26 protein-coding genes are annotated in these 22282 nt (G+C 59.0%); 17 read left to right on the forward strand and 9 right to left on the reverse strand.

Going from position 1 to position 22282, the window contains the following annotated elements; translation table 11 throughout:
* The first annotated feature begins 133 nt into the window (after positions 1-133).
* From ABIE63_RS02970 to ABIE63_RS02985, 4 genes are all read left to right on the forward strand, one after another.
* Positions 134-622: a phasin family protein gene (locus ABIE63_RS02970; RefSeq protein WP_183417513.1), complete on the forward strand. Its 489-nt coding sequence runs from the start codon at positions 134-136 to the stop codon at positions 620-622.
* A gap of 188 nt (positions 623-810) precedes the next feature.
* Positions 811-1479 carry a dienelactone hydrolase family protein gene (locus ABIE63_RS02975; RefSeq protein ID WP_354502663.1) on the forward strand — a complete coding sequence of 223 codons (669 nt, stop codon included), beginning with the start codon at positions 811-813 and terminating at the stop codon, positions 1477-1479.
* Between the two features lie 18 nt (positions 1480-1497).
* Positions 1498-1869 carry a DUF427 domain-containing protein gene (locus ABIE63_RS02980; protein ID WP_354502665.1) on the forward strand — a complete coding sequence of 124 codons (372 nt, stop codon included), beginning with the start codon at positions 1498-1500 and terminating at the stop codon, positions 1867-1869.
* Positions 1866-2738, forward strand: coding sequence for a VOC family protein (locus ABIE63_RS02985; RefSeq protein ID WP_354502667.1), 873 nt, complete (start codon positions 1866-1868; stop codon positions 2736-2738). The genes ABIE63_RS02980 and ABIE63_RS02985 overlap by 4 nt, the downstream gene beginning before the upstream one ends.
* Before the next feature lie 28 nt (positions 2739-2766).
* Here ABIE63_RS02985 and ABIE63_RS02990 read toward each other — a convergent pair whose 3' ends face one another.
* From ABIE63_RS02990 to ABIE63_RS03000, 3 genes are read right to left on the reverse strand one after another with little or no spacing between them, the layout of a single operon-like run.
* Positions 2767-3447, reverse strand: a complete 681-nt coding sequence (locus ABIE63_RS02990) for a class II aldolase/adducin family protein (RefSeq protein ID WP_354502669.1) — start codon at positions 3445-3447, stop codon at positions 2767-2769.
* A 3-nt stretch (positions 3448-3450) separates the two neighbouring features.
* Positions 3451-4578, reverse strand: a complete 1128-nt coding sequence (mtnA, locus tag ABIE63_RS02995; protein WP_354502671.1) for an S-methyl-5-thioribose-1-phosphate isomerase — start codon at positions 4576-4578, stop codon at positions 3451-3453.
* Positions 4578-5486, reverse strand: a complete 909-nt coding sequence (locus ABIE63_RS03000) for an S-methyl-5'-thioadenosine phosphorylase (RefSeq protein ID WP_354502673.1) — start codon at positions 5484-5486, stop codon at positions 4578-4580. The genes mtnA and ABIE63_RS03000 overlap by 1 nt, the downstream gene beginning before the upstream one ends.
* Positions 5487-5665: 179 nt before the next feature.
* On the opposite strand from ABIE63_RS03000, the gene ABIE63_RS03005 reads away from it, so the two are divergent.
* On the forward strand, positions 5666-5842 hold the full coding sequence (locus ABIE63_RS03005; RefSeq protein WP_183417519.1) for a hypothetical protein: 177 nt from the start codon (positions 5666-5668) through the stop codon (positions 5840-5842).
* Between the two features lie 64 nt (positions 5843-5906).
* Here the strand turns inward: ABIE63_RS03005 and ABIE63_RS03010 are convergent, their stop codons facing one another.
* Genes ABIE63_RS03010 through petA form a run of 3 tightly spaced genes read right to left on the reverse strand, consistent with a single transcriptional unit; the run spans position 5907 to position 8505 of the window.
* Entirely contained in the window at positions 5907-6656 is a 750-nt protein-coding gene (locus tag ABIE63_RS03010) for a cytochrome c1 (protein WP_354502675.1), read from the reverse strand.
* Positions 6657-6658: 2 nt separating this feature from the next.
* The gene (locus ABIE63_RS03015; protein ID WP_354502677.1) at positions 6659-7945 is read right to left on the reverse strand and encodes a cytochrome b/b6; all 1287 of its coding nucleotides are present in this window, start codon (positions 7943-7945) and stop codon (positions 6659-6661) included.
* Between the two features lie 14 nt (positions 7946-7959).
* On the reverse strand, positions 7960-8505 hold the full coding sequence (gene petA, locus ABIE63_RS03020; protein WP_183417522.1) for a ubiquinol-cytochrome c reductase iron-sulfur subunit: 546 nt from the start codon (positions 8503-8505) through the stop codon (positions 7960-7962).
* Positions 8506-9067: 562 nt separating this feature from the next.
* Between petA and ABIE63_RS03025 the strand changes: the two genes are divergently transcribed.
* Together ABIE63_RS03025 and hemF are read left to right on the forward strand one after the other, a co-directional pair.
* A complete protein-coding gene (locus tag ABIE63_RS03025) occupies positions 9068-9550 on the forward strand; it encodes a tRNA (cytidine(34)-2'-O)-methyltransferase (protein ID WP_354502886.1) in 483 nt (160 codons plus the stop codon).
* The gene (gene hemF, locus ABIE63_RS03030; protein ID WP_354502679.1) at positions 9547-10437 is read left to right on the forward strand and encodes an oxygen-dependent coproporphyrinogen oxidase; all 891 of its coding nucleotides are present in this window, start codon (positions 9547-9549) and stop codon (positions 10435-10437) included. Before ABIE63_RS03025 ends, hemF begins: the two co-directional genes overlap by 4 nt.
* A gap of 9 nt (positions 10438-10446) precedes the next feature.
* Here hemF and ABIE63_RS03035 read toward each other — a convergent pair whose 3' ends face one another.
* From ABIE63_RS03035 to tldD, 3 genes are read right to left on the reverse strand one after another with little or no spacing between them, the layout of a single operon-like run.
* The gene (locus ABIE63_RS03035; protein ID WP_183417524.1) at positions 10447-10749 is read right to left on the reverse strand and encodes a YciI family protein; all 303 of its coding nucleotides are present in this window, start codon (positions 10747-10749) and stop codon (positions 10447-10449) included.
* A gap of 47 nt (positions 10750-10796) precedes the next feature.
* Positions 10797-11120, reverse strand: a complete 324-nt coding sequence (locus ABIE63_RS03040; RefSeq protein WP_354502681.1) for a hypothetical protein — start codon at positions 11118-11120, stop codon at positions 10797-10799.
* Positions 11121-11166: 46 nt separating this feature from the next.
* Entirely contained in the window at positions 11167-12600 is a 1434-nt protein-coding gene (tldD, locus tag ABIE63_RS03045; protein ID WP_354502683.1) for a metalloprotease TldD, read from the reverse strand.
* Between the two features lie 108 nt (positions 12601-12708).
* On the opposite strand from tldD, the gene ABIE63_RS03050 reads away from it, so the two are divergent.
* The 10 genes from ABIE63_RS03050 to ABIE63_RS03095 all read left to right on the forward strand — a co-directional run bounded on the left by ABIE63_RS03050 (position 12709) and on the right by ABIE63_RS03095 (position 22244).
* The gene (locus ABIE63_RS03050) at positions 12709-14007 is read left to right on the forward strand and encodes a DUF3422 domain-containing protein (RefSeq protein WP_354502685.1); all 1299 of its coding nucleotides are present in this window, start codon (positions 12709-12711) and stop codon (positions 14005-14007) included.
* A 356-nt stretch (positions 14008-14363) separates the two neighbouring features.
* Positions 14364-15266, forward strand: a complete 903-nt coding sequence (gene coxB, locus ABIE63_RS03055) for a cytochrome c oxidase subunit II (protein ID WP_354502687.1) — start codon at positions 14364-14366, stop codon at positions 15264-15266.
* Between the two features lie 25 nt (positions 15267-15291).
* Positions 15292-16920, forward strand: coding sequence for a cytochrome c oxidase subunit I (gene ctaD / locus ABIE63_RS03060; protein WP_354502689.1), 1629 nt, complete (start codon positions 15292-15294; stop codon positions 16918-16920).
* 45 nt (positions 16921-16965) lie between these two features.
* Complete coding sequence (locus ABIE63_RS03065; protein ID WP_354502888.1) at positions 16966-17883, forward strand: heme o synthase; 918 nt, start codon at positions 16966-16968, stop codon at positions 17881-17883.
* 7 nt (positions 17884-17890) lie between these two features.
* Entirely contained in the window at positions 17891-18037 is a 147-nt protein-coding gene (locus ABIE63_RS03070) for a hypothetical protein (RefSeq protein WP_183417530.1), read from the forward strand.
* Between the two features lie 10 nt (positions 18038-18047).
* A complete protein-coding gene (locus tag ABIE63_RS03075) occupies positions 18048-18674 on the forward strand; it encodes a cytochrome c oxidase assembly protein (RefSeq protein WP_354502691.1) in 627 nt (208 codons plus the stop codon).
* Between the two features lie 45 nt (positions 18675-18719).
* Positions 18720-19547, forward strand: a complete 828-nt coding sequence (locus tag ABIE63_RS03080; protein WP_183417532.1) for a cytochrome c oxidase subunit 3 — start codon at positions 18720-18722, stop codon at positions 19545-19547.
* Positions 19548-19589: 42 nt separating this feature from the next.
* Complete coding sequence (locus ABIE63_RS03085; RefSeq protein ID WP_183417533.1) at positions 19590-19979, forward strand: DUF983 domain-containing protein; 390 nt, start codon at positions 19590-19592, stop codon at positions 19977-19979.
* Positions 19972-20736 (forward strand): SURF1 family protein, encoded by a 765-nt coding sequence (locus ABIE63_RS03090; RefSeq protein WP_354502694.1) that lies wholly within the window; start codon positions 19972-19974, stop codon positions 20734-20736. Before ABIE63_RS03085 ends, ABIE63_RS03090 begins: the two co-directional genes overlap by 8 nt.
* The gene (locus ABIE63_RS03095) at positions 20733-22244 is read left to right on the forward strand and encodes a carboxypeptidase M32 (RefSeq protein WP_354502696.1); all 1512 of its coding nucleotides are present in this window, start codon (positions 20733-20735) and stop codon (positions 22242-22244) included. Before ABIE63_RS03090 ends, ABIE63_RS03095 begins: the two co-directional genes overlap by 4 nt.
* Positions 22245-22282 lie beyond the last annotated feature (38 nt).

Genomic DNA, 22282 nt, shown 5'->3' on the forward strand with positions numbered 1-22282 from the left:
ACGTTTGCGATTTTTTGCCTCATATAGAGGTTAGATTTGTTGCAGTGCAACATAATCGTCACGCCGCGCAGCGGTGATGTTGCGTCGCGGGCCAATTGGAAACCTTTTCCAGTAAGCGTTACAGGAGACAGTCATGACCAGCAGCAACAACCCCTTCTTCAACACCGACTTCAGCGACTTCATGGACCCACAGAAAATTGCCGCTTCCTTCCAGGGCGCAGGGTTCAATGCCAATGCCTGGACCGAAATTCATCGTAAGAATCTCGAGACGATCGCCGAAGCCAACCGCATCTGTTTCGAAGGCCTGCAGGCCGCCGGGCAGCGCCAGGCCGAGATCATTCGTCGGTCGCTCGAGGAGGCCGTTGAGGCCGTCAGTGCGCTTGCTGAGCAAGGTGCTCCGGAGAAACGCGCCGCCCTGCAGATTGAAATGGTCAAGCAGAGCTACGAGAAGATGCTCGCCAATCTGCGCGAGCTTAGTGAAATCAACAGCAAGTCGACCAGCGAAGCAGCAGAGAAGATCAACCAGCGCATCGCCGCGAACCTCGACGAGTTGGGTGCGACCCTTCAGGAAATGTCCGCGGGCCAGCCCGCATCGAAAGGCACCAGCAAATCCAAGAAGTAATCACTGCTGAGGCGCCTTCACCTATTATCTGGTGTGGAACTAAGAGGGTCGTGGCTTGCTGCGGCCCTTTTTTCCGTTAAACCTCTGTAACCTACGTCGTTTTATGTACCTGCGGGCAAGACAGGTAAGACCACTTTGTGCAAGACTGCGTCCGCTGGCAGTAGAAGATAAAGCGAGAGGTCGAAACGATGGGTGAATGGGTACACTTGACCGCGGCCGATGGGCACGGATTCGAGGCCTATCGCAGCACGCCGCCACAAGAGAGCCTCGGTGCCATCGTGGTGGTGCAGGAAATTTTTGGCGTCAACAGCCACATACGCAGCGTCACGGACCGCTTCGCAGCCGCAGGCTATACGGCATTGGCACCGGCCTATTTCGATAGAATCGAACCCCGCGTCGAACTGGACTACGACCCGGAGGGTGTTGCGCGTGGGCGATCCCTCAAAGCAGAGGTCGGCTACGAGCAAGCGATGCTCGATACGGGCGCCGCGGTCGCGCGTTTGATCAGCGAGACCCATAAGGTCGCGGTCGTCGGCTATTGCTGGGGTGGAGATTTGGCTTGGCTGGCGGCCTCCGAGTTGCCCATTGCCGCCGCCGTCGCCTACTACGGCGGCGGGATCGTCAATCTGCTGGATCGCAAACCGCACGCACCGCTGATGTTGCATTTCGGCGAAACCGACCAGGCTATCCCTTTGGAGAGCGTCGGCAAAATAGCCGAGGCGGTCCCGAAAGTGCCGTTGCATCTTTACCCAGCGGGTCACGGCTTCAACTGCGACCAGCGCGCAAGTTACCATCAGGCGAGCGCCGACCTGGCTTTCGAGCGGAGTCTCGAGTTTTTGCGCCGACACCTACACTAAGCCAACAGGGCCGATCACATGCCCCAGAAGAGAGTATCACTTCATCCCTTGAATAAGCGCGTGACCCTGAAAGTCGCTGCGCGCCCATTGGCTTCGAGCGACAAAGCGGTGTTACTGCACGAAGATGGCTACCAACCCGTTCTATACCTGCCAATGACGGATATTCCCGACGGGCTTTTGGCGCCCAGCGATACCAGAACCCATTGCCCTCACAAGGGCGATGCCCGTTATTTCGATCTGCGGCTCGAAAACGCAACCATCAAAGATGCGGCCTGGAATTACCCGGTTCCCATTCCCGGCATGGAGCCGCTCGCATCACTGGTCGCGTTCTACCGCGACAAACTCGACGCACACAAAATATCCCTGGTCGAAGAGGTAAACGGCGAATGATCGATAGAGGTATAGACCATCTCGTGCTTTGCGCGCGCGACTTAGCGAAGGCGCGTGAGCGCTATCAATCCCTGGGCTTCACCATGACGCCCCGCGCCGAGCACCCCTTTGGTACCGGCAATTCCTTGGTTCAGTTGCAGGGGTCGTTTTTGGAGATCCTATCGGTCACTCGACCGGAACTGATTACGGCAGCCGCAGCTGGTCATTTCTCCTTCGCCGACTACAACCGCGCCTTCCTGGAGAAGCGAGAAGGCTTTTCCATGTTGGTCTTCGAAAGCAAGGATGCCGGACGCGATCAGGCAGAGTTCGGAAATGCGGGCCTGAGAACCTACCCGACCTTCGATTTTCAACGCAAAGCCAAACAGCCGAGCGGCGAAGAGGTAACTGTCGGCTTCTCGCTCGCTTTCGTGACGGACCCGCGCATGCCAGACGCCGTTTTCTTCACCTGTCAGCAGCACGCCCCGCAGTACTTCTGGAAACCCGACTACCAAAAGCACGCCAACAGCAGCCGCACGGTGGAAGAGGTCGTCATGGTCGCGGCTGATCCTCGCGCGCTGGTCGACCTTTTCTCCGGTTTGCAAGGGCACGACAGGGTTGCCGCACAGGCGGACCGACTGACCGTGCAGACAAGCCGAGGAAAGATCACTGTTCTGACGCCCGCCGGTTTCTCGGCCCGTTTTCCGAGTGACGTCGGCGCTGAAGAAACCGACGAACCGCACTTGGCCGCCTATGTGCTGGGGGTCGAATCACTCGATACCGCCGGGCGCTGTTTGGAAGCCAGCGGGCTACCGCACCGCCGCGAGGGCCGGATGCTGCAGGTCGCAAGCCAGGATCTCTTCGGAACGGCGCTGGGTTTTGTTGAGCCCTAGTGGCCTAGGCCGGGTGGTACCCCACGACTTAGCGGGCCTGGCGTCCGTAACCGCTATCTCGGAACCTAGCTAGAACTTCCGCCATTTCGTCAGCCGATAAGATGTTCGGCGTGCCGACCTGCAGGGCGGCGAGGTAAATTCCGGCCAGCGCCTCAACCTCAATCGCCAGGGCGATTGCACGCTCAAGGGTCGTATCACAGGCGATCATGCCGTGGTTCGCCATCAGACAGGCTTTACGGCCCTCAAGGGCCTCCAGAACGAGATCGGAAAGCTCCTGAGAGCCGAACAACGCATACGGCGTGCAGCGGATATCAATGCCGCCTGCGACCGCTACCATGTAATGAAATGCGGGCAAATCACGGCCCAAACAGGCCAGCGCCGTGGTGTGGGGTGCGTGGCAATGCACGACCGCGCCAAACTCGGCGCGCGTTGCCAGGATATCCCGGTGGAAGCGCCACTCGCTGGTCGGTTGTTCGGGCTGATCCTCGTCGATCTTGCCGCCGTCCCACCCCAAGAGCACCATTGATTCAGGCGTAAGATCACGGACCGCTACGCCGGAGGGTGTGACTAAAATCTCATCTCCAAACCGAGTTCCGATATTACCGGTGCTGCCTCTGTTGAGCCCGGCGTCTTCAAGTCGGATTGCCGCCTCGACCAGCGAAAGCCTGACCTGATCCTGCGCTTCATTCATCCCAGCTTTTTCGTCCACGACTCAAGCCTCCAACACGTCATCGCGCCGCTCGGGGAAAAGCCCGAGCAACCCCTCCCGCGAGGCTGCACACACACCTCGCTCGGTTACCAGCGCCGTTACCAGGCGCGCTGGTGTAATGTCGAAAGCGTGGTTGGCTGCCGGGCTGCCCTCAGATACCAGCGCAACCCGTCGCAGTTGCCCGGCTTCGTCACGCCCACTGACATGGGTGACCTCGCCGGGATCGCGTTCCTCGATGGGAATGGCCCCGCCATCATGCAGCGTCCAGTCGATCGTTGGGCTGGGCAGCGCCACATAAAACGGTATCCCGTTATCATGTGCCGCGAGTGCCTTGAGGTAGGTCCCGATCTTGTTACAGACGTCGCCGCCAGCCGTGGTTCGATCGGTGCCGGTGATGCAAAGATCGACCGCGCCGCGCTGCATCAGCAAGCCGCCCGCATTGTCCGTAATCACCGTAAAGGGAACGCCATGCTGCTGAAGCTCCCAGGCGGTCAGGCTAAAGCCCTGATTGCGGGGCCGGGTTTCATCGACCCAGACATGCACCGCGATGCCCGCATCGTGGGCCTGATAGATCGGCGCCAACGCCGTCCCGCAATCGACCGTCGCCAACCATCCGGCATTGCAGTGGGTGAGAATTTGCACCGGCTGGGCGTTATCGCTTTTCGCTGACCGGGCCATCTCGATCAAACGCATTCCGTTGGTTCCGATCGCCTGGTTGATCGCCACGTCTTCATCGCAAAGCTTTGCCGCGAGGTCATAGGCAGCCGCGACACGTTCGCCGTCGCCCAATGACGTTACTTTCGGATCGCGCAGCGCTTCGATCATGTAGGCCACCGCCCAACGGAGATTGACCGCTGTCGGGCGCGTGGCGATCAACTGCTGCCCCGCGCGTTCAAGACTGCTACCGCTGGGATCGGCACGAAGTGCTAGGCAAAGGCCATAGGCCGCCGTGGCGCCGATAAGAGGCGCACCGCGCACCTGCATGGTGGCGATCGCCCGGGCAGCGTCCTCAACGGTCGTCAGGCGACATACCTCAAATGAATGAGGCAGCAGGGTCTGGTCGATGATTCCGACCGACCACCCGTCGTCTTCCAGCCAGATCGTACGGTACTGTCGGCCAGCGACCTTCATCAGGCTTCGCCCCTCAACACCCGTCCAGCGACCGCGTCCAGACGCGATACCACTTCCGGCGCCCGCTCCGGCGGCTGTGTCACCACCGCGTGGTCCAAAGCGCGCTGACAGCCTTGCGGGCAAAGGGCGCGCTTTTCCGCCAACAAGGGGATCACGGTTTCGATCAAGTGCCGCGCCTTGCTGGCATTCTGCAGCATCGTGGCGATCACACCGTCAACCGTGACATGCTCATGCTCTGGGTGCCAGCAATCATAGTCCGTGACCATAGCTATGGTCGCATAGCAGAGTTCCGCTTCGCGCGCCAACTTGGCCTCGGGCATGTTCGTCATGCCGATCACCGAGCAATTCCAGCTCCGGTAAAGCTCCGATTCGGCCCGGGTCGAGAACTGTGGCCCCTCCATCGCCAGGTACGTTCCACCACGGTGCATCGTCAGACCGAGCGTATCGCCGGCCTGCTGCAGGCAATGACCCAAGCGCCCACAAACCGGATTAGCCATAGAGACATGAGCCACGAGCCCTGTATCGAAGAAGGATTTCTCGCGTGCGAAAGTACGGTCGATAAACTGATCCACCAGAACAAAATCACCAGGCGCCAGTTCCTCGCGCAACGATCCGACAGCCGAAAGCGACAGAATTTCAGTAACGCCGGCCCGCTTCAAAGCATCTATGTTGGCGCGATAGTTAAGCTGGCTGGGCGGTATTCTATGCCCGCGACCGTGACGCGGCAGGAAAACCACGCGTTTCCCCTTGAGTCGACCAAAGAGCAACGCGTCGGACGGGTCGCCAAAGGGACTATCGATTCGCTTCCAGGCTTTATGAGTCAGCCCCTCGATTTCATATACGCCGCTACCGCCGATAACCCCGATGACCGGTTCGACTTGATCGTTCTGCGCACGGGCCTTTGGCATAGGTTTCCGTTCTCTTTTCGCTTGCCGAATTCGGCAGGTTTATCCGCCCAGCACAAAGCCCATCGACTATTGAAACCAGCACTGGCTCATATGACGTGAACCTTAGCCTATCCACTACATCGGCGGTAAGGCTACACTAACATTTGCAAAATATTTTTCACGCTTAACGGGAGAAAAAAATGAGCGAGAAGCAGCAAGTAGTCGTTACCGATATTCAGATACCTTTTCTTTCCATGGTCGCCTTGATGGTTAAAGGTGTGCTCGCCTCCATTCCGGCAATGATCATCGTGACCATTCTCGGCGCACTGTTCATGGCGGTTATCGGGTCCATGAACATGGGCATGATGATGAACTAGGCGCAAAAAAAGGGATGCAACTGAGAAGTTGCATCCCTTTTCCGGTCGTTATGTCGGGCTCATCTTAGTGCAGGTCTGCCCAGATTTTCCGCTTAACCGCATAAAGCATGCCGGTGAAGACGATCAAGAACAGCAGCACCTTCACGCCCATGCGCTTTCGCGTTTCCATGTGCGGCTCCGCCGCCCAGGCGAGAAAGGCAGACACGTCCTTGGAAAGCTGCTCTACGGTGGTTTCCGTGCCGTCGGCATAGCTCACATCGTCGCCGAACAACGGCTGCGGCATGGCGATCTGCTTACCCGGAAAATAGATGTTGTAGTATGTACCGGGAGCAGGCTCCTCGTCAGCGGGCGCTTCGTGGTAGCCGATCATTAGGGCGTTAACGTACTCAGCGCCGCCAGCGCGTGCCTTGGACATCAAGGACAGGTCTGGTGCCGTTTCATAGACGCCCTTACCGCGAATGCGGTCCGATGGCTTGGCCGTTACCTCTTCGACCTCGCCAAAGGCGTTGGGGCCATTGAACACGGTGTATTGCTCCGCGATCGCCTTGACCTCTTCCTCGGAGAAACCGATCTGCTCAAGGTTGCGGAACGACAGGAGCTTGAGCGAATGGCAAGCTGCGCAAACCTCGTTGTACACCTGGAAACCACGCTGTAGTTCAGCCTTGTCCCAGGTACCGAAAATACCATCGAAGCTAAAGTTGGTTTCCGGCAGTGGGGTCTCGACTTCGGCCGCCTGTACTGCTGTTGACGGCGTTGCGAAACCGGTGAGAACCAGAACCGAAAGGGCGATTGCTTTTGAAACGAGCTTTTTCATGGTTACGCCTTCTCCATCGGCTTTGCGGTCGCACCGGCAGCAGCGCTGCCTCCTTTTAGCACCGGCTCACTGATCGAGGATGGCAGCGGCCGGGGGCGTTCGAAGCGGCCCAGCAACGGCAGAATGACCAGGAAGTGCAGGAAGTAGTAAGCCGTCGCAACGCGGCCGATAATCAGCCAGATGCCGTCCGGCGGATTCGCGCCCGCGAACCCGAGCGCGATGCAGTCAATCAGCAGGATCCAGAAAAACTGCCGGAAGATAGGCCGGAACTTTCCGCTGCGCACCGGGCTGTTATCCAGCCAGGGGAGCACGAAAAGCAACGCTATCGAGCCGAACATGGCCAGCACACCGGCAAGCTTCGCCTCGATCAGAGTGAAGCCGAACAGACCGATATCGGGCACGGCGCGCAAGATCGCATAGAAGGGCAGGAAGTACCACTCCGGCACGATGTGCGGCGGGGTGACCAGTGGATTGGCCGGAATATAGTTATCCGGGTGCCCCATGTAGTTCGGGGCGAAAAAGATGAAGCCCGCGAAGAAAATCAGGAACACGCCCAACCCGAACATGTCCTTCACCGTGTAATAGGGGTGGAAGGGAATGCTGTCCTGCGGCCCCTTGGTATCGATCCCCAGTGGGTTGTTGGAACCGAAACGGTGCAGCGCGATCAAGTGCAGAACCACGACACCGACGATGACGAAGGGCAGCAGATAGTGGAGCGAAAAGAAACGGTTCAACGTCGCATTGTCCACCGAAAAACCGCCCCACAACCACGTCACGATCGACTCGCCGACGAACGGGATCGCCGAGAAGAGATTGGTGATGACCGTGGCGCCCCAGAAGGACATCTGGCCCCAGGGCAGAACGTACCCCATGAATGCGGTCGCCATCATCAGCAGAAGGATGATCACGCCCAGCATCCAGAGAATCTCTCGCGGCGCCTTGTAGGAACCGAAGTAGAGCCCTCTGAAAATATGGATATAGACAACGATGAAGAAGAAGCTGGCGCCGTTCATATGGATGTAGCGAATGAGCCAGCCGTAATTGACATCGCGCATGATCCGCTCAACCGATTGGAACGCGTAATCCACATGCGGGGTGTACTGCATCGCCAGGACGATGCCGGTCACAATCATGATGACCAGCGCGATACCCGCCAGCGAACCGAAGTTCCACCAATAGTTCAGGTTCCTGGGAGTCGGATATTCGTGCAGCTCATGGTTCATAAAGCTGAAGATCGGCAGGCGATAGTCGATCCATTTCACAACGCGGTTCATATTCCCGTCGGACATTGGGTCTTTCCTCCTCAGCCGATCCGCACAGTGGCGTCATCCAGGAAACTGTAGGTAGGCACCTCGAGATTACGGGGCGCCGGTCCCTTCCGGATACGGCCTGAAGTGTCGTAGTGAGAGCCATGGCAGGGGCAGAACCAACCACCCCATTCGCCGCGGTTGTCGCCGCTTCCCTGTCCGAGCGGCACACAGCCCAAGTGGGTGCAAACACCAACCAGGATCAGCCATTCAGGCTTTTGCACACGCTCTTCATCCGACTGCGGATCGCGAAGCTCCGCGACATCGACCTTGCGCGCCTGCTCGATCGCATCCTCGGGACGGCGGTCGATGAAGACCGGTTTGCCGCGCCAGGTGACGGTCACCCGCTGGCCAACCTCGATTGGCGACAGATCGACATCCGTCGAAGCCAATGCGAGCACATCGCGTGAGGGGTTCATCGAGTCGATCAGCGGCCAAACGACCGAAGCCGTTCCAACCGCACCGACCGCACCGGTTGCGAGAAACAGGAAGTCGCGGCGCGTGCCGCCTTCCTTGTGTCCGCTGTCTGCCGTATCAGCCATGCTTCATCCTTCCATCGACCCGCGTGCCTATAGCGAGGCCAAAGACTACCCCCGAGACTAGGTCCAGGACTAGCCCCTCATAGACAGTTCCAGGAAGTTCCCTGGGATTTACCGAAAGCTCCCCTGGAACGACTGCCTCCGCCCACGCGGTCATCCAGCCCCCGGCCTTCCGCCCATTGCAGGCGAAAAACCAAGTAAAAAATCACGGGGGGTCGCCCCCGTGCTTCCAACCAATTCCCCGACGCTGCCCCAACTGCGACACGCCGCCGCACAATACCCCGAGAAAACCTGCAGTCAGATACCTCGGAACCGGCATTCGCGGTACAGTCACGGACCCCGGAACGAGCCCGGGAACCAACCCCAGGCGAGAACCTTCGCGTCGAGGCAGGCATATAGAGGAAAAAATGCCTGAACGCAAAGCCAGATCGCAAGCGTTCGACGATGATCTCACCTAAGGCGACAGCAATAGCTTTGGCATCATGGCATATTGGCGCAGCGCTGGTGAACCGGATAAAAGCACGCGGATACAAACGGCCGAAACGGCAGGAAAAGACTCATGAGCATCGAACTGACACTCTATCAACCCGATATACCCCAGAACACGGGAACCCTGCTGCGCCTGGCCGCCTGTCTCGGCGTACCGATGAACATCATCGAGCCTTGCGGATTCTTGCTGACCGACCGTTCACTCAAGCGTGCCGGCATGGATTACCTCGATCTGGCCTCGGTACAGCGACACCTGGATTGGGAAACCTACAACAACAGCCGCAACGGGCGATTGATACTGCTGACCACCACCGGGAACACTGCCTACTGCGATTTCCGATTCCACCCAGACGACCATGTCATGTTGGGACGCGAGAGCGCCGGTGTGCCTCAGGAAGTCCACGCAGCGGCCGATGCGCGTTTGGTCATCCCTATGCAGGCTGGACGCAGATCAATAAACGTCGCGATCGCCGGCGCCATGGTGCTGGGAGAGGCCTTGCGTCAGACGAACGGCTTTGCTGTAACAGAGCAGACGACAAAAAACGAGGAATCACAATGACTGGCGCGACTGAAAGCACTGGCGAGATCAGGGGGCGTAAACAGGTAGCCCGACATTGGTTCGAATCACTCAGGGACTCGATCTGCGCATCTTTCGAAGCATTGGAGGACAGCATACCCGCGGAAACCGCAACTCTTGCAACTTGCCAGACGGCCGGCCGTTTCGAGCGTCAGACCTGGAAACGTCCCGAGGGCGGGGGCGGCGTGATGGCGGTCATGCGCGGCCGGGTTTTCGAGAAGGTTGGCGTCAACGTCTCGACGGTTGAAGGCACCTTCTCTCCCGAGTTCGCCAAGCAAATACCGGGGGCGGAAGAAGATTCGCGTTTCTGGGCCAGCGGTATCAGCCTCGTTGCCCATCCGCAAAATCCGATGGTTCCCGCGGTCCATATGAACACGCGGCATATCGTCACCACCAAGGCTTGGTTCGGCGGCGGCGCTGACCTGACGCCGATGGTGCCGGACCAAAGGGACAGCGACGATTTCCATGCCGCGCTCAAGGGCGCTTGCGACCGGCATGGTAAAGATTACCACGCCCGCTTCAAGGCTTGGTGCGACGAGTATTTCCATTTGAAGCACCGCGACGAGCCTCGCGGCATCGGTGGCATCTTCTACGACTATCTGGAAGCTGACTCGGAGGAACAGTGGAGCGCCGGATTCGCTTTCACCCAAGATGTCGGACGCACATTCCTTGATATCTATCCGAGGCTTGTAGAACGGCATTACGGCCGACCCTGGACCCCGGAGCAACGCGAACATCAACTGATCCGGCGCGGGCGCTACGTCGAGTTCAACCTGCTCTATGATCGAGGTACGAAATTCGGGCTTATGACCGGCGGAAACACTGAAGCCATCTTGATGTCGCTCCCACCCGAGGTGAAGTGGCCCTAGCGCCGTTGGCTACCAGTGAATTTTGCCGTCCAGGATTGAGCGGTGCCAACGCCTAATCGTGATCCGACCCCTGACACCTGCCTGGGTCAGAGGATCCTTGCGATAATAGGCTTCGGCCTCTGCGCGCGTCTCGACATCAAGCAGAAGCAAACCGCCATCGGGTGTTGATCCGTCGTCGTTTCGCAGGCTACCCGCCGCCAGTATGATATCCTTGTGCGCTTCCTCATAAGCCATATGCAAGGCCATCAAGTCCTTGTCGGCTCGCTTATGGGTGGCAGCGGGATCGTCGTCACTCATGATCAGCCAGGGCACGTCGTGTTCACCTCGGACAGTCGCATCACCACGAACCTAGCCGCAGATCAGCCATAGTTTCGTTTTTCCAGAATCTCGAAATGCGCCGAGGATTGATCCCAGCGCTTCAAGACCTTCTGTGCGGCGTCGGGCACATAAGCCCGCTCGTAATCTTCCCCCTGAAAAGCGATGACGTTGTCCAGACTTTCGAAGGTCATGACGGTCATGAACTCAACCTCGTCGCCGGCCGGGCGACGCAACAGTTCGATCGCCAGATAACCAGGTATCTTCTTGGCTTCTATGCCCGGAAAAACCTCACTCTTCAGAAGTGCCTCGTAGTGCGGTGCATTCTCCGGCGTCGTCCAGCCACGCCATACACGTTTTACTGCCATATCCAACCGCCATGTTGTGCTTTTTCATTGCAATTCATACTTCAGATCAAGCCGCCGTGCCACCAACCGTCAAGCCTCCGATCAGCATCGTTGGCTGCCCGACACCGACCGGCACGCCCTGCCCGTCCTTGCCGCAGGTTCCGATCCCTGGATCGAGCTTCATATCGTCACCGACCATCTCCACGCGCGTGAGCACGTCAGGCCCATTGCCGATCAAAGTCGCACCTTTAACCGGCGCGCCGATCTTGCCGCCTTCGATCTTGTAAGCCTCGGTGCAGGAAAAGACGAACTTACCCGAGGTGATATCGACCTGGCCGCCGCCGAAATTAACCGCATAGAGGCCTTTGTCCACCGAAGCGATGATCTCGGCCGGATCCCGGTCACCGCCCAGCATGTAGGTGTTGGTCATACGCGGCATGGGAATGTGCGCATAGCTCTGACGACGGCCGTTGCCGGTCGCCTCCATCCCCATCAACCGCGCGTTTTGACGGTCCTGCATGTATCCGACGAGGCGACCATCCTCGATCAGAACCGTCTTCTGACTGGGTGTTCCCTCATCGTCGATGGTGAGCGACCCGCGGCGGTCAGGAATCGTGCCGTCGTCGACCACGGTTACGCCGGGCGCCGCGACCCGCTCGCCCATCAAGCCGGCAAAAGCAGACGTTTTCTTTCGATTGAAGTCGCCTTCCAGGCCATGACCGATCGCCTCGTGCAGCAGGATTCCAGGCCATCCGGCTCCCAACACCACCGGCATTTCGCCCGCCGGTGCATCGACGGATTCAAGATTAACCAACGCCTGGCGCAGCGCCTCGTCCACCCCGGCCTTCCAGTTCGCCGCCTCAATCAAGCTTTCGTAGGCGATACGCCCGCCGGTCCCATGACTGCCGCTTTCCATGCGGTCGCCGTCACCCACCACAAGCGAGACATTAAGCCTGACCAGGGGCCGGATATCGGCCATGCGCTCGCCGCCAACACGCATAATCTGCACCGCCTGCCACTCGCCCGCCAATGAGACGCTGACCTGCTTGACCCGGCTATCCTTGGCACGGGCATAGGCGTCGATCTCGCCCATCAAACGAACCTTGGTGTCGAAGGATACCGCCTCCAAAGGGTTGGCGTCGCTGTAAAGCAAGCGGTTCGTACCTTGTGGTCCGGCCGCCCATTGACCGCTGTGGCCGCTTTGGACCGCCTTGACAGTTTCGGCAGCGCGCTGAATCGCGGCCTCGGACAACTCACTGGCATGGGCAAACCCCGCAGCCTCTCCGACAATCGAACGCAAACCGAATCCCTGGAGTGTATCGAAACTGGCGTTTTTCAGACGACCATCGTCGAAGGAAAGGCTCTCCGACTGCCGATACTCCAAAAACAACTCACCATCGTCACCGCCCCGGAGGGACTCTTCCACAATCCGCTCCAGCCGACTGCGGTCCAATCCGGCGCGGGTAAAAAACAGGTCGTCCGTTGCGGCGATATGACTCATGGTATCCGGCTCTCCGATCTTTGGTCGTAAGCGACTTCAACATCCTTTATATGGAAAGGAAGGGGAAGGAAGAAACCCCACACGGACGCCAGCAAGCAGGAAAAGCGCATGCCGACGAAGCGATATGGACTGAGCGACCATCCGGAAAGACAGAATCTGACCGCTGAGGTCCATGCCCGCCCCTATGCGCGATTGAGCGCACCGGAGCGCCTTAGCCATCTGGCGCTTCTTACCGGCGGCGACGGCGCCGATGCGGACCGCGAGCACCTCAACGCCCTTTGCAAGCGCTACAAGCTCCCCGGGCCGCAGTCCGATCAAAACCATTTCATGGCCGACTTTGGACCTTTCCGCCTGAAGTGGGAGCGTCATACCGAATTCTCGACCTACACATTCTTCCGTCAGGAACCGGTGGGCCAAGACCCCTTTAGCGATCCCGTATTGCAAGCAGTGCCACACGATTGGCTGGAAGGCATTCCAGGCCAACTGATGGTCGGCATCCACGCCGCGCTCGAGTCTGATGGAGAGCCGGAGAGAAACGGCGAGGCCCTGGCCCGTTACTTCGGTTCGGAATCCTTTGCCGGTGCGGTCGTGGCCAGCGGCGCGGCCATGGCCTGGATGGATTTCTGGATCAATGGCGATGGTTTCGGGCATTTGCTTGTGCGAGATCGCGGGCTGGAGCCAAGACGGGCCGGGCGCCTGCTTCAGCGTCTTGTGGAAATCGAAACCTATCGCACCATGGCGCTGCTTGCCTTCCCGATCGCAAAGGAAGCCAGCCAGCAGCTTGACCGCATCGGGGTTGGTCTGTCGCATATCATGGAATCGATGGCCGACCTGCAGGACTTGGAGGACGAGCGTCGTCTGCTGCGCGAGTTGACACGGCTCACAGCCGAACTTGAGCGCGTGGCCATGGCCACCAGCTATCGGTTCGGGGCAGCCAAGGCTTACTATGCGCTGGTCGAGCGGCGCATTTCAGAGCTACGCGAAAGCCGTTTGGAGGGTTACCAGCAGTTTGGGGAGTTCATGGATCGGCGTCTGGCGCCGGCGATGCGGACCTGCATGTCCGTGTCGGAGCGCCTGGACGTGCTGTCCAAGCGTATCGCACGCGCCGGGCAGATGCTGCGGACCCGTGTTGACATACAACTCGAAGCACAAAACCGGGATCTCCTGCGTTCCATGGACCGGCGCGCGCAGATGCAGCTACGCTTGCAGGAGACCGTCGAGGGCCTGTCGATCGCAGCCGTCACCTACTACGGCGTCGGCCTTATCGCCTATGTCGCCAAAGGTTTGAAAGAGGCCGGCGTACCTTTGCCTGTAGAGATTACTCAAGGCATAGCGGTTCCGGTGGTGGCCGGGCTCACCTGGGTCATCGTAAGGCGAATTCGCCGCATGGTGGCCAAGGGCTCCTGAACCGTCGATTCTTACCGCGACAGATTTTGCGACAGAAGGTCGCGCCAGCGGAATTCCGGTCGAAACATGCATATTTCTAACTGGATTCCAGAGACAGCGTCGTCGCTTCTTTGGCGGCCGGGAATAGCGCGCCAGCGACCCTCTTAAAAGCTGCGCGCGCCTTCTTGTCCGGCGCGGCGAGTTGCTGTAGGGTCCGCCACGCATCGGGGGTGCCGGGTGAGTACCGGGCGGGGCTCCGGTTACGGACACCGGCTGAGGGGTTGCATCCCGGCGCAATTTCCGGCGGAATTTATGGGCGTCGCCTGCCTGTTGTCGGGCGCTGCTCTTCAGGCTTTGAGAAGGAAAGGCTGGAAGGTATGACTATGCGGACGCGCTTCGGCGTTCTCTTTGGTTTGGTCGCGGCTGTATTAGGGCTCGCAGGATTAGGTTTTGGAGATTTCGGACTCTCCGGTCAAGCGCTGGCGGCAGAGCCACAGCAGTGGCATATGGATTTCCAGCCCGCTGCGACGCCCGTCATGGAGCGCGTCCAGGATTTTCATGATCTGCTGATGGTCGTGATCACGGCGATCACGATATTCGTCATGGTTCTTCTGGGCTACGTGATGTGGCGGTTCTCCGAAAAGCGGAATGCAAATCCATCGCGCACGACCCACCACACGCTGATCGAAGTCATCTGGACCGTCGTTCCTGTGTTGATCCTGGTTGTCATCGCCGTTCCTTCCTTTCGGCTGCTCTACTATTCCGAACAAGTCGAAAACGCAGAAATGACCATCAAGGCCACCGGCCGTCAGTGGTATTGGAGCTACGACTATCCTGATCATGGCGACTTCACTTTCGACGCCACAATGATTCCGGACGCAGACCTTAAGCCCGGTCAGAAGCGACTGTTGGAAACCGATAATGTTGTCGTCCTGCCTGTCGATACGACCGTTCGCGTCCTCATCACCGCAAGCGACGTGTTGCACAGCTTTGCGGTCCCCGCCTTCGGTATCAAGAAGGACGCCGTTCCGGGCCGCATGAACGAGACTTGGCTTCGTATCGAGCCTGAATACGCTGGTACGACCTTCTACGGCCAGTGCTCCGAGATTTGCGGAACCGGCCACTCCTTCATGCCCATCGCGATCAAGGCCGTGACGAAGGCCGAGTTCGCAGCTTGGGTTGAACAGGCCAAGGTGGAATTTGCCGACGGCAGCGATGCCCTTCCGGTCGAGAGAAATAGCGATACGCTGCTGGCCGACGCTTCGGCTCGCGCTCAGTAATACGTTCAGGAGGTAGAGAAAGATCATGGCTGAAGGCAAAGCTGCAACCCACGGGCAAGCCGATCACGGGCATGAACATCACGACCACAAGCCCGGTTTTGTGGCGCGTTGGCTCTATTCGACGAACCACAAAGACATCGGAACGCTCTATCTGCTTTTCGCGATTGTTGCCGGCCTAATCGGCGCAGCCTTCTCGGTGCTGATGCGCATGGAGCTTCAGGAGCCGGGCATCCAGATCATGAATGTCTTCTCCGACGATCCGGGCAATTTCTGGAATGTCCTGATTACGGCACATGGCCTGATCATGATCTTCTTCGTGGTGATGCCGGCCCTCATTGGCGGGTTCGGAAACTGGTTCGTGCCCTTGATGATCGGGGCGCCGGACATGGCCTTCCCGCGCATGAACAACATCTCCTTCTGGTTGCTGGTCCCCGCCTTCCTGCTGCTTCTTGGCTCGGCGTTCGTCGGCCAGGGCGCCGGCACGGGTTGGACCATCTATCCACCGCTTTCCGGCCCTCTGGGGCACCCAGGACCCAGCGTGGATATGGCAATCTTTGCCCTTCACTTGGCAGGTGCCAGTTCCATTCTGGGCGCCATCAACTTCATCACGACCATCTTTAACATGCGTGCGCCGGGCATGACGCTGCACAAGATGCCCTTGTTCGTCTGGTCGATGCTGGTGACCGCGTTCTTGCTGCTGCTCGCCGTGCCGGTGTTGGGCGGTGCCATCACCATGTTGCTGACCGATCGTAACTTCGGCACTCATTTCTTCGACCCGGCGGGCGGCGGTGACCCGATCCTGTTCCAACACCTTTTCTGGTTCTTCGGACATCCGGAAGTCTACATCATGATCCTGCCGGCCTTTGGCATCATCAGCCATATCGTGTCGACCTTCAGCCGCAAGCCAATCTTCGGTTACCTCGGAATGGCGTATGCCATGGTCTCGATCGGCGTGGTCGGATTCATCGTTTGGGCTCACCACATGTTCACCGTCGGCCTGGATGTGGACACCAAGGCTTACTTCACTCTGGCGACAATGATCATCGCGGTGCCGACCGGTGTTAAGATCTTCAGTTGGATCGCGACCATGTGGGGCGGTTCACTTAAGTTCGATACGCCCATGCTCTGGGCCATCGGTTTCATTTTCCTCTTCACCGTCGGTGGTGTGACAGGCGTGGTTCTGGCGAACGCCGGCATCGATGCGTCTTTGCATGACACCTACTACGTGGTTGCGCACTTCCACTATGTGCTAAGCTTGGGTGCCGTCTTCGCCATCTTCGCGGGGTTCTATTACTGGGTCGGCAAGATGAGCGGCCGTCAGTATCCGGAGTGGGCAGGTAAACTGCATTTCTGGACCTCCTTCATAGGCGTCAACCTGGCCTTCTTCCCGATGCACTTCCTGGGTATGCAGGGTATGCCACGGCGCTACGTCGACTATCCGGACGCCTACTCCGGCTGGCACGCAATCGCGTCCTACGGAACCTACATCGCTTTTGCTTCAACGTTGTTCTTCGTGGTGATCGCGGCGAAGACGCTGTTGGCCGGCCGCAAGGTTGGCGACAACTATTGGGGCGAAGGGGCAACGACGCTGGAGTGGACCGTGTCCTCGCCGCCGCCGTTCCACACTTTTGAAGATCTGCCCCGCATCAAGTAGTGATGTGGAGCGAGGAGCTTTAACGTGAGCGAAACGAGCATCGACATGGCTAAGGCTGGTGGCCTCCCTTCGGAGGACGTCAGCCAGCGGCAGGCAGCAGTTGGCGATTTCATCGCCCTGCTAAAGCCGCGTGTCATGTCGTTGGTTGTCTTTACGGGCTTTGCCGGGCTTCTGGTGGCACCCGGCAGCCTGCACCCCGTGCTTGCCGCAGTGGCGGTGCTTTGCATCGCGGTTGGCGCAGGAGCCGCCGGTGCCATCAACATGTGGTACGACCGCGACATAGACGCCGTTATGAAACGTACGCAAGGGCGCCCCATCCCCCAAGGGTTGGTCGCGCCCGACGACGCATTGGCTTTCGGTATCACACTATCGATCTTCGCAGTCATGCTGATGGGTTTGGCGGTGAACTGGGCCGCTGCCACCCTGCTGGCGATTGCGAATCTCTTTTACGTCTTCGTCTATACGATTTGGCTTAAGCGCCGCACGCCGCAGAACATCGTGATCGGCGGCGCGGCCGGCGCCTTCCCGCCCATGATTGGCTGGGCAGCGGTAACAGGCAGCGTCAGCTTGGAATCCATCGTGCTTTTCTCGTTGATCTTCATGTGGACGCCACCGCATTTCTGGGCGCTGTCGCTTTACCGGGCAGGCGATTACCAGAAGGCTGGTATTCCCATGTTGCCGGTGGTCGCCGGCGCCGCGGCGACAAAGCGCCAGATGCTGCTCTACACGGTGCTTTTGCTGCCGCTGTCGATCCTGCCCACGTTGCTGGGCACTGCCGGTTATCTTTATGGTGCCGTTGCTGCGGTCATGGGACTTGGCTTCGTTGGACTTTGTCTGCGTGTCCTTCGAGAAGAAGGTGAACGGGCTCCCAAGCAGATGTTCGCCTACTCCATTCTCTATCTCTTCGTACTCTTTGCATTGCTGATCGTCGATAGCGCGAACAGCAATTGGCTGAATTGGTAGTCGTGCGATGAACGCGCAAGAAGCCAACCGCAAACCCGGGGACAGCGACGTTCATCGCCGCCAGCGCGGAAAAAATCGGGCGATGCTGGCAGCCTTGCTGGCGTTCATTCTGTTGATCTATGTGGTCGCGATCGTCCGCATGGGAGGAAGCTGAGCACATGGGTATGAGCCTGAAAGACAAGAGCAAGGGCGGCAACATTCGTTTGGCGATGGTGCTCAGCGGCGTTGTGTTGGGTATGGTCGGCCTGGCCTTTGCATCCGTGCCGCTTTACCGCATTTTCTGTCAGGTGACGGGAATCGGCGGTACGACACAAGTCGCAGAGACCCTCCCCGATGCGCCGATCGCCAGAAAGATCGCGGTGCGCTTCAGCGCCAACGTCGATCCGGCGCTCCCCTGGCGCTTCAAGCCGAAGACGAAGGAAGTATCGCTGCAAGTCGGCGAACAGGGTTTGGTGTACTACGAGGCCGAGAATCTGGCCAAGACCCCGATCACCGGGCGCGCGACCTTCAACGTGACGCCACTAAAGGCCGGTATGTATTTCACCAAGATTCACTGTTTCTGTTTCGACGAGCAGACCTTGGCGGCAGGCGAGAAGGTCGATATGGGCGTCAATTTCTTCGTCGATCCGGCCATTGCCGAGGATCCGAATCTGGACGACGTCCAGACCATTACGCTGTCCTACACCTTCTTCCGTGACCCCGACGATCTGGAACGGCAGGAAGAGACACAGCAGCTTTCACACCGGGGCGACGGCGTTTCAGACGCCGCTATCGCCCTTGAAGTCAACTAAACCCCGGGACAAGGTAGTGACCCGGAATTTATTGGGGGACGACGGATGAGCGAAGCCGGTCATCATCAGAACCACCCGTACCATCTGGTGGATCCTAGCCCGTGGCCGATCATTGGCGCCTTTTCCGGAGGTGTCTTGGCCACCGGTATGGTGCTTTTCATGCACGATATCCTTGGCTGGCTTTTGCCGGTTGGCATTGTGCTGGTGCTAATCACCATGTTCGGATGGTGGCGCGACGTTGTAAGCGAGGGTGAACACAAGGGTCACCATACGCCGGTGGTTCAAATCGGCCTGCGCTACGGCATGATTCTGTTCATCGCCTCCGAGGTTATGTTCTTTTCCGCCTTTTTCTGGGCGTTCTTCGACGCCAGCCTCTTTGTCGGCGAGGCGCAGCAGTATTCGCGGCTCGAAGCAACCGGCGGCGTCTGGCCGCCTGTTGGCATCGAAGGGTTTGATCCCTTCGACATTCCTTTCCTCAACACGCTGATACTACTCCTTTCCGGTTGCAGCATCACCTGGGCGCACCATGCCATGCGGGAAGGTCATCGCGATCAGTTCATGCAGGGTCTGGGCATTACCATCCTGCTCGGCATCACCTTCAGCGGCCTGCAGGCCTATGAATACGGGCATGCCACCTTTGGCTTTAGCGATGGCATTTACGCGTCCACTTTCTATTTGGCGACCGGGTTCCACGGCGCGCATGTGTTGATCGGCACGATCTTCCTGATCGTCTGTTTCTTCCGCGGCCTTTCCGGTCATTTCAAGCCGGACCATCACTTTGGCTTCGAGGCCGCAGCTTGGTACTGGCACTTCGTGGACGTGGTCTGGCTGTTCCTGTTCATCTTCGTCTACTGGTGGGCCGCACCGGCTTGATCCAACCTGACGCAGCCCCTCAACGTTACATGGGGCGCCGCTATGACCGATGACGCGAACGGAAACACAACGCAGGTCTCGCCCTTCACGGCGGGCCTGCGTTGTCGTTGTCCACGCTGTGGAAAGGGGCCGCTGTACCAGGGCTTTTTATCCTTGCGGGACCGATGCAGCCTTTGCGGGTTGGATTACCGCGGCGCCGATTCCGGCGATGGCCCGGCAATCTTCCTCATCTTCATTCTCGGCTTTTCGGTAGTTCCCATCGTGATCGCAGTGGAAGTCCTCTACCAACCGGCGATCTGGGTGCATGCCATTATTGGCGCTGCCTTGGTGTTGGGCGGCGCACTGCTGTTACTGCGCCCGCTGAAGGCCTTCACGATAGCAATTCAGTTTCGAAACAAGGCAAGCGATTCCGGTACACAGAGCTATGACTGACGCGCATCACAAGCCACGGTTTCGGCCTGGGCTGTGGCTGACTGTTTTCAGTGTCCTTTTGTTTGCAGCTCTCATTGCACTCGGCTTCTGGCAACTTCAGCGTCTCGCATGGAAGGAGGCGCTGATCGCTGACCTTCAGGCCCGCCAGTCGGCCGACGCGCTGATCGGATTGCCTGATACCGCCGCGCTCACGCCGGCGCTCGAATTTCGCCGAATTTCGGTTACCGGCCGCTTTGCGACCCAGCCCGAGTTTCGATTTCCCGGCCGAAGCCACCAGGGCGTGCAGGGCCTGCACATCGCCCTGCCATTCCTTTTGCCCGATGGCCGCGCAATTATTGTCAATCGCGGGTGGGTGCCGCAGAGTCAGGCTTTGCCCGATGATCGGACCTTCAGCCTGCCCACGGACACCATCCGCATCGAAGGCATCGTGCGGCGCGACGGCTGGACCGGCAGCAGCCAATTCCGTCCGGATAATGATGCCGCAGGCAACAACTGGTTCTATTACGACACGCGTGCCATGGCGGCAAACGTCAAGGAAGCGCCCCTCGTTCAGGGCTTCTACCTTGTCGCGGTGCGTTCCAGCGGCAGCGAGAGAGACCTGCCGATACCGGTTGGCGTCGAGGTCGCGCTAACCAACAACCATCTGGTTTACGCCATCACCTGGTTCACGCTGGCCTTGGGGCTTGTGGTGATCTATTTCCTGCGAGGCATAAGGCCCAAGGAACCCGACGACGCCAAGGACAATGGAAAGTCATGACCGAGCAAACACCCCTTTACCTGGATCTGGAATCCCGTTTTGGCAGAATCGCGGCCCTTGGCGAGGCTGCAGGAATGTTGCACTGGGACGCCGCCACCTTGATGCCCGACGGTGGCTCCGAGGCGCGCAGCGAACAACTGTCTGCGCTCAATGTCACGATCCACGAACTTCTGACCGACCCCGGCCTCGGTGAGGGTCTTGAGCGGACAGAGGCGGAAGAATCCGGTTATCTGGACCTTTGGCAACGGGCCAACCTGCGAGAGATGAAGCGACGCTGGCTGCATGCCAACGCCGTACCGTCGCGCTTGGTGGAAGAAGAAACCAAGGCTGCAAGACGCTGTGAGATGATTTGGCGCGAGGCACGCGCGAAGTCGGATTTCTCATTGGTCAAACCCACCATGCAAACACTGCTGAGCATTGTCCGTGAGGTAGCAGCCATCAAAGCGGAGGCCTTGGGTCTCAGCCCTTACGATGCCTTGTTGGATCAATTCGATCCGGGTAATCGGGCCAATCGCATCGATCCGGTTTTTGCCGATCTGGCGGATTTCCTACCGCCGTTCCTCAATGAGGTGCTGGAAAAACAGGCTGCCGCCGACGCGCCGTTGCCCCTGGAAGGCCCCTTCCCCACCGCCAATCAGCAAGCTCTCGCCCGCAAATTGATGCAAGCGGTCGGCTTCGACTTCGCGCATGGACGACTTGATGTCTCCCTACACCCATTCTGCGGCGGCGTCCCGGAGGATGTGAGAATTACGACCCGCTATGACGAAGACAACTTCCTCAGCGCTATGATGGGCGTGCTGCATGAAACCGGGCACGCGCTATATGAGCGTGGACTGCCTTCCAAGTGGCGTCGCCAACCCGTCGGCGAGGCCCGCGGCATGGCGCTTCACGAAAGCCAATCTCTCTTGATGGAGATGCAAGCCTGCCGTAGCCGCAGCTTTGTTTCATTCATGCGGCCGTTGGCCATGGAGTGTCTGGGCGGCAAGGGGCCGGCCTGGAACATCGATAACCTGGTGAAGCATTACCGCCGTGTCGAAAGGGGCTTCATACGGGTCGATGCCGACGAGGTGACCTATCCCGCCCACGTGATTCTTCGCTATCGTCTTGAGCGCGCCCTGATCGGCGGCGATTTGTCGCTGGATGACCTGCCCGGTGCCTGGACCGACGGTATGGAAGAGTTGCTGGGAGTCAGACCACCCGAGGACCGCGTTGGCGTGCTGCAGGATATCCATTGGTACGATGGCGCATACGGTTACTTCCCGACCTATACGCTTGGCGCGATGACCGCAGCGCAGTTGTTCCAGACTGCCGTCGCGGAACATCCCGACATTCCGGAGGCGCTGGGTCGCGGCGACTTCACCCTGTTGCTCGACTGGCTGCGGCGCAAAGTACACGGCCGCGGCTCGTTGTTGAGCGCCGACGAACTTTTGGCCGAGGCCACTGGGCGCCCACTCGACCCCGACGCCTTCAAATTCCACCTGCGTCAGCGCTATCTGGAAGATGTTTGAAGCAGCCTAGACACCCCTGGTAATCGCTGTGAGCACAG

It is taken from the genome of Limibacillus sp. MBR-115 (assembly GCF_040549425.1).
In the GTDB taxonomy this organism is placed as follows: Bacteria; Pseudomonadota; Alphaproteobacteria; order Kiloniellales; family CECT-8803; genus Limibacillus; species Limibacillus halophilus.

What these genes read in the sequence shown, in the direction of transcription:
- ABIE63_RS03080 (WP_183417532.1), top strand. Translation starts at nt 18,720, where the DNA reads ATGAGCGAAGCCGGTCATCATCAGAACCACCCGTACCATCTGGTGGAT.
- ABIE63_RS03005 (WP_183417519.1), top strand. Translation starts at nt 5,666, where the DNA reads ATGAGCGAGAAGCAGCAAGTAGTCGTTACCGATATTCAGATACCTTTT.
- ABIE63_RS03010 (WP_354502675.1), bottom strand. Translation starts at nt 6,656, where the DNA reads ATGAAAAAGCTCGTTTCAAAAGCAATCGCCCTTTCGGTTCTGGTTCTC.
- ABIE63_RS03065 (WP_354502888.1), top strand. Translation starts at nt 16,966, where the DNA reads ATGGCTAAGGCTGGTGGCCTCCCTTCGGAGGACGTCAGCCAGCGGCAG.
- ABIE63_RS02975 (WP_354502663.1), top strand. Translation starts at nt 811, where the DNA reads ATGGGTGAATGGGTACACTTGACCGCGGCCGATGGGCACGGATTCGAG.
- petA (WP_183417522.1), bottom strand. Translation starts at nt 8,505, where the DNA reads ATGGCTGATACGGCAGACAGCGGACACAAGGAAGGCGGCACGCGCCGC.
- ABIE63_RS02985 (WP_354502667.1), top strand. Translation starts at nt 1,866, where the DNA reads ATGATCGATAGAGGTATAGACCATCTCGTGCTTTGCGCGCGCGACTTA.
- ABIE63_RS03085 (WP_183417533.1), top strand. Translation starts at nt 19,590, where the DNA reads ATGACCGATGACGCGAACGGAAACACAACGCAGGTCTCGCCCTTCACG.
- mtnA (WP_354502671.1), bottom strand. Translation starts at nt 4,578, where the DNA reads ATGAAGGTCGCTGGCCGACAGTACCGTACGATCTGGCTGGAAGACGAC.
- tldD (WP_354502683.1), bottom strand. Translation starts at nt 12,600, where the DNA reads ATGAGTCATATCGCCGCAACGGACGACCTGTTTTTTACCCGCGCCGGA.
- ABIE63_RS03040 (WP_354502681.1), bottom strand. Translation starts at nt 11,120, where the DNA reads ATGGCAGTAAAACGTGTATGGCGTGGCTGGACGACGCCGGAGAATGCA.
- coxB (WP_354502687.1), top strand. Translation starts at nt 14,364, where the DNA reads ATGACTATGCGGACGCGCTTCGGCGTTCTCTTTGGTTTGGTCGCGGCT.
- ABIE63_RS03075 (WP_354502691.1), top strand. Translation starts at nt 18,048, where the DNA reads ATGAGCCTGAAAGACAAGAGCAAGGGCGGCAACATTCGTTTGGCGATG.
- ABIE63_RS03070 (WP_183417530.1), top strand. Translation starts at nt 17,891, where the DNA reads ATGAACGCGCAAGAAGCCAACCGCAAACCCGGGGACAGCGACGTTCAT.
- ABIE63_RS03000 (WP_354502673.1), bottom strand. Translation starts at nt 5,486, where the DNA reads ATGCCAAAGGCCCGTGCGCAGAACGATCAAGTCGAACCGGTCATCGGG.
- ABIE63_RS03095 (WP_354502696.1), top strand. Translation starts at nt 20,733, where the DNA reads ATGACCGAGCAAACACCCCTTTACCTGGATCTGGAATCCCGTTTTGGC.
- ctaD (WP_354502689.1), top strand. Translation starts at nt 15,292, where the DNA reads ATGGCTGAAGGCAAAGCTGCAACCCACGGGCAAGCCGATCACGGGCAT.
- ABIE63_RS03015 (WP_354502677.1), bottom strand. Translation starts at nt 7,945, where the DNA reads ATGTCCGACGGGAATATGAACCGCGTTGTGAAATGGATCGACTATCGC.
- ABIE63_RS02980 (WP_354502665.1), top strand. Translation starts at nt 1,498, where the DNA reads ATGCCCCAGAAGAGAGTATCACTTCATCCCTTGAATAAGCGCGTGACC.
- hemF (WP_354502679.1), top strand. Translation starts at nt 9,547, where the DNA reads ATGACTGGCGCGACTGAAAGCACTGGCGAGATCAGGGGGCGTAAACAG.
- ABIE63_RS03050 (WP_354502685.1), top strand. Translation starts at nt 12,709, where the DNA reads ATGCCGACGAAGCGATATGGACTGAGCGACCATCCGGAAAGACAGAAT.
- ABIE63_RS03090 (WP_354502694.1), top strand. Translation starts at nt 19,972, where the DNA reads ATGACTGACGCGCATCACAAGCCACGGTTTCGGCCTGGGCTGTGGCTG.
- ABIE63_RS02970 (WP_183417513.1), top strand. Translation starts at nt 134, where the DNA reads ATGACCAGCAGCAACAACCCCTTCTTCAACACCGACTTCAGCGACTTC.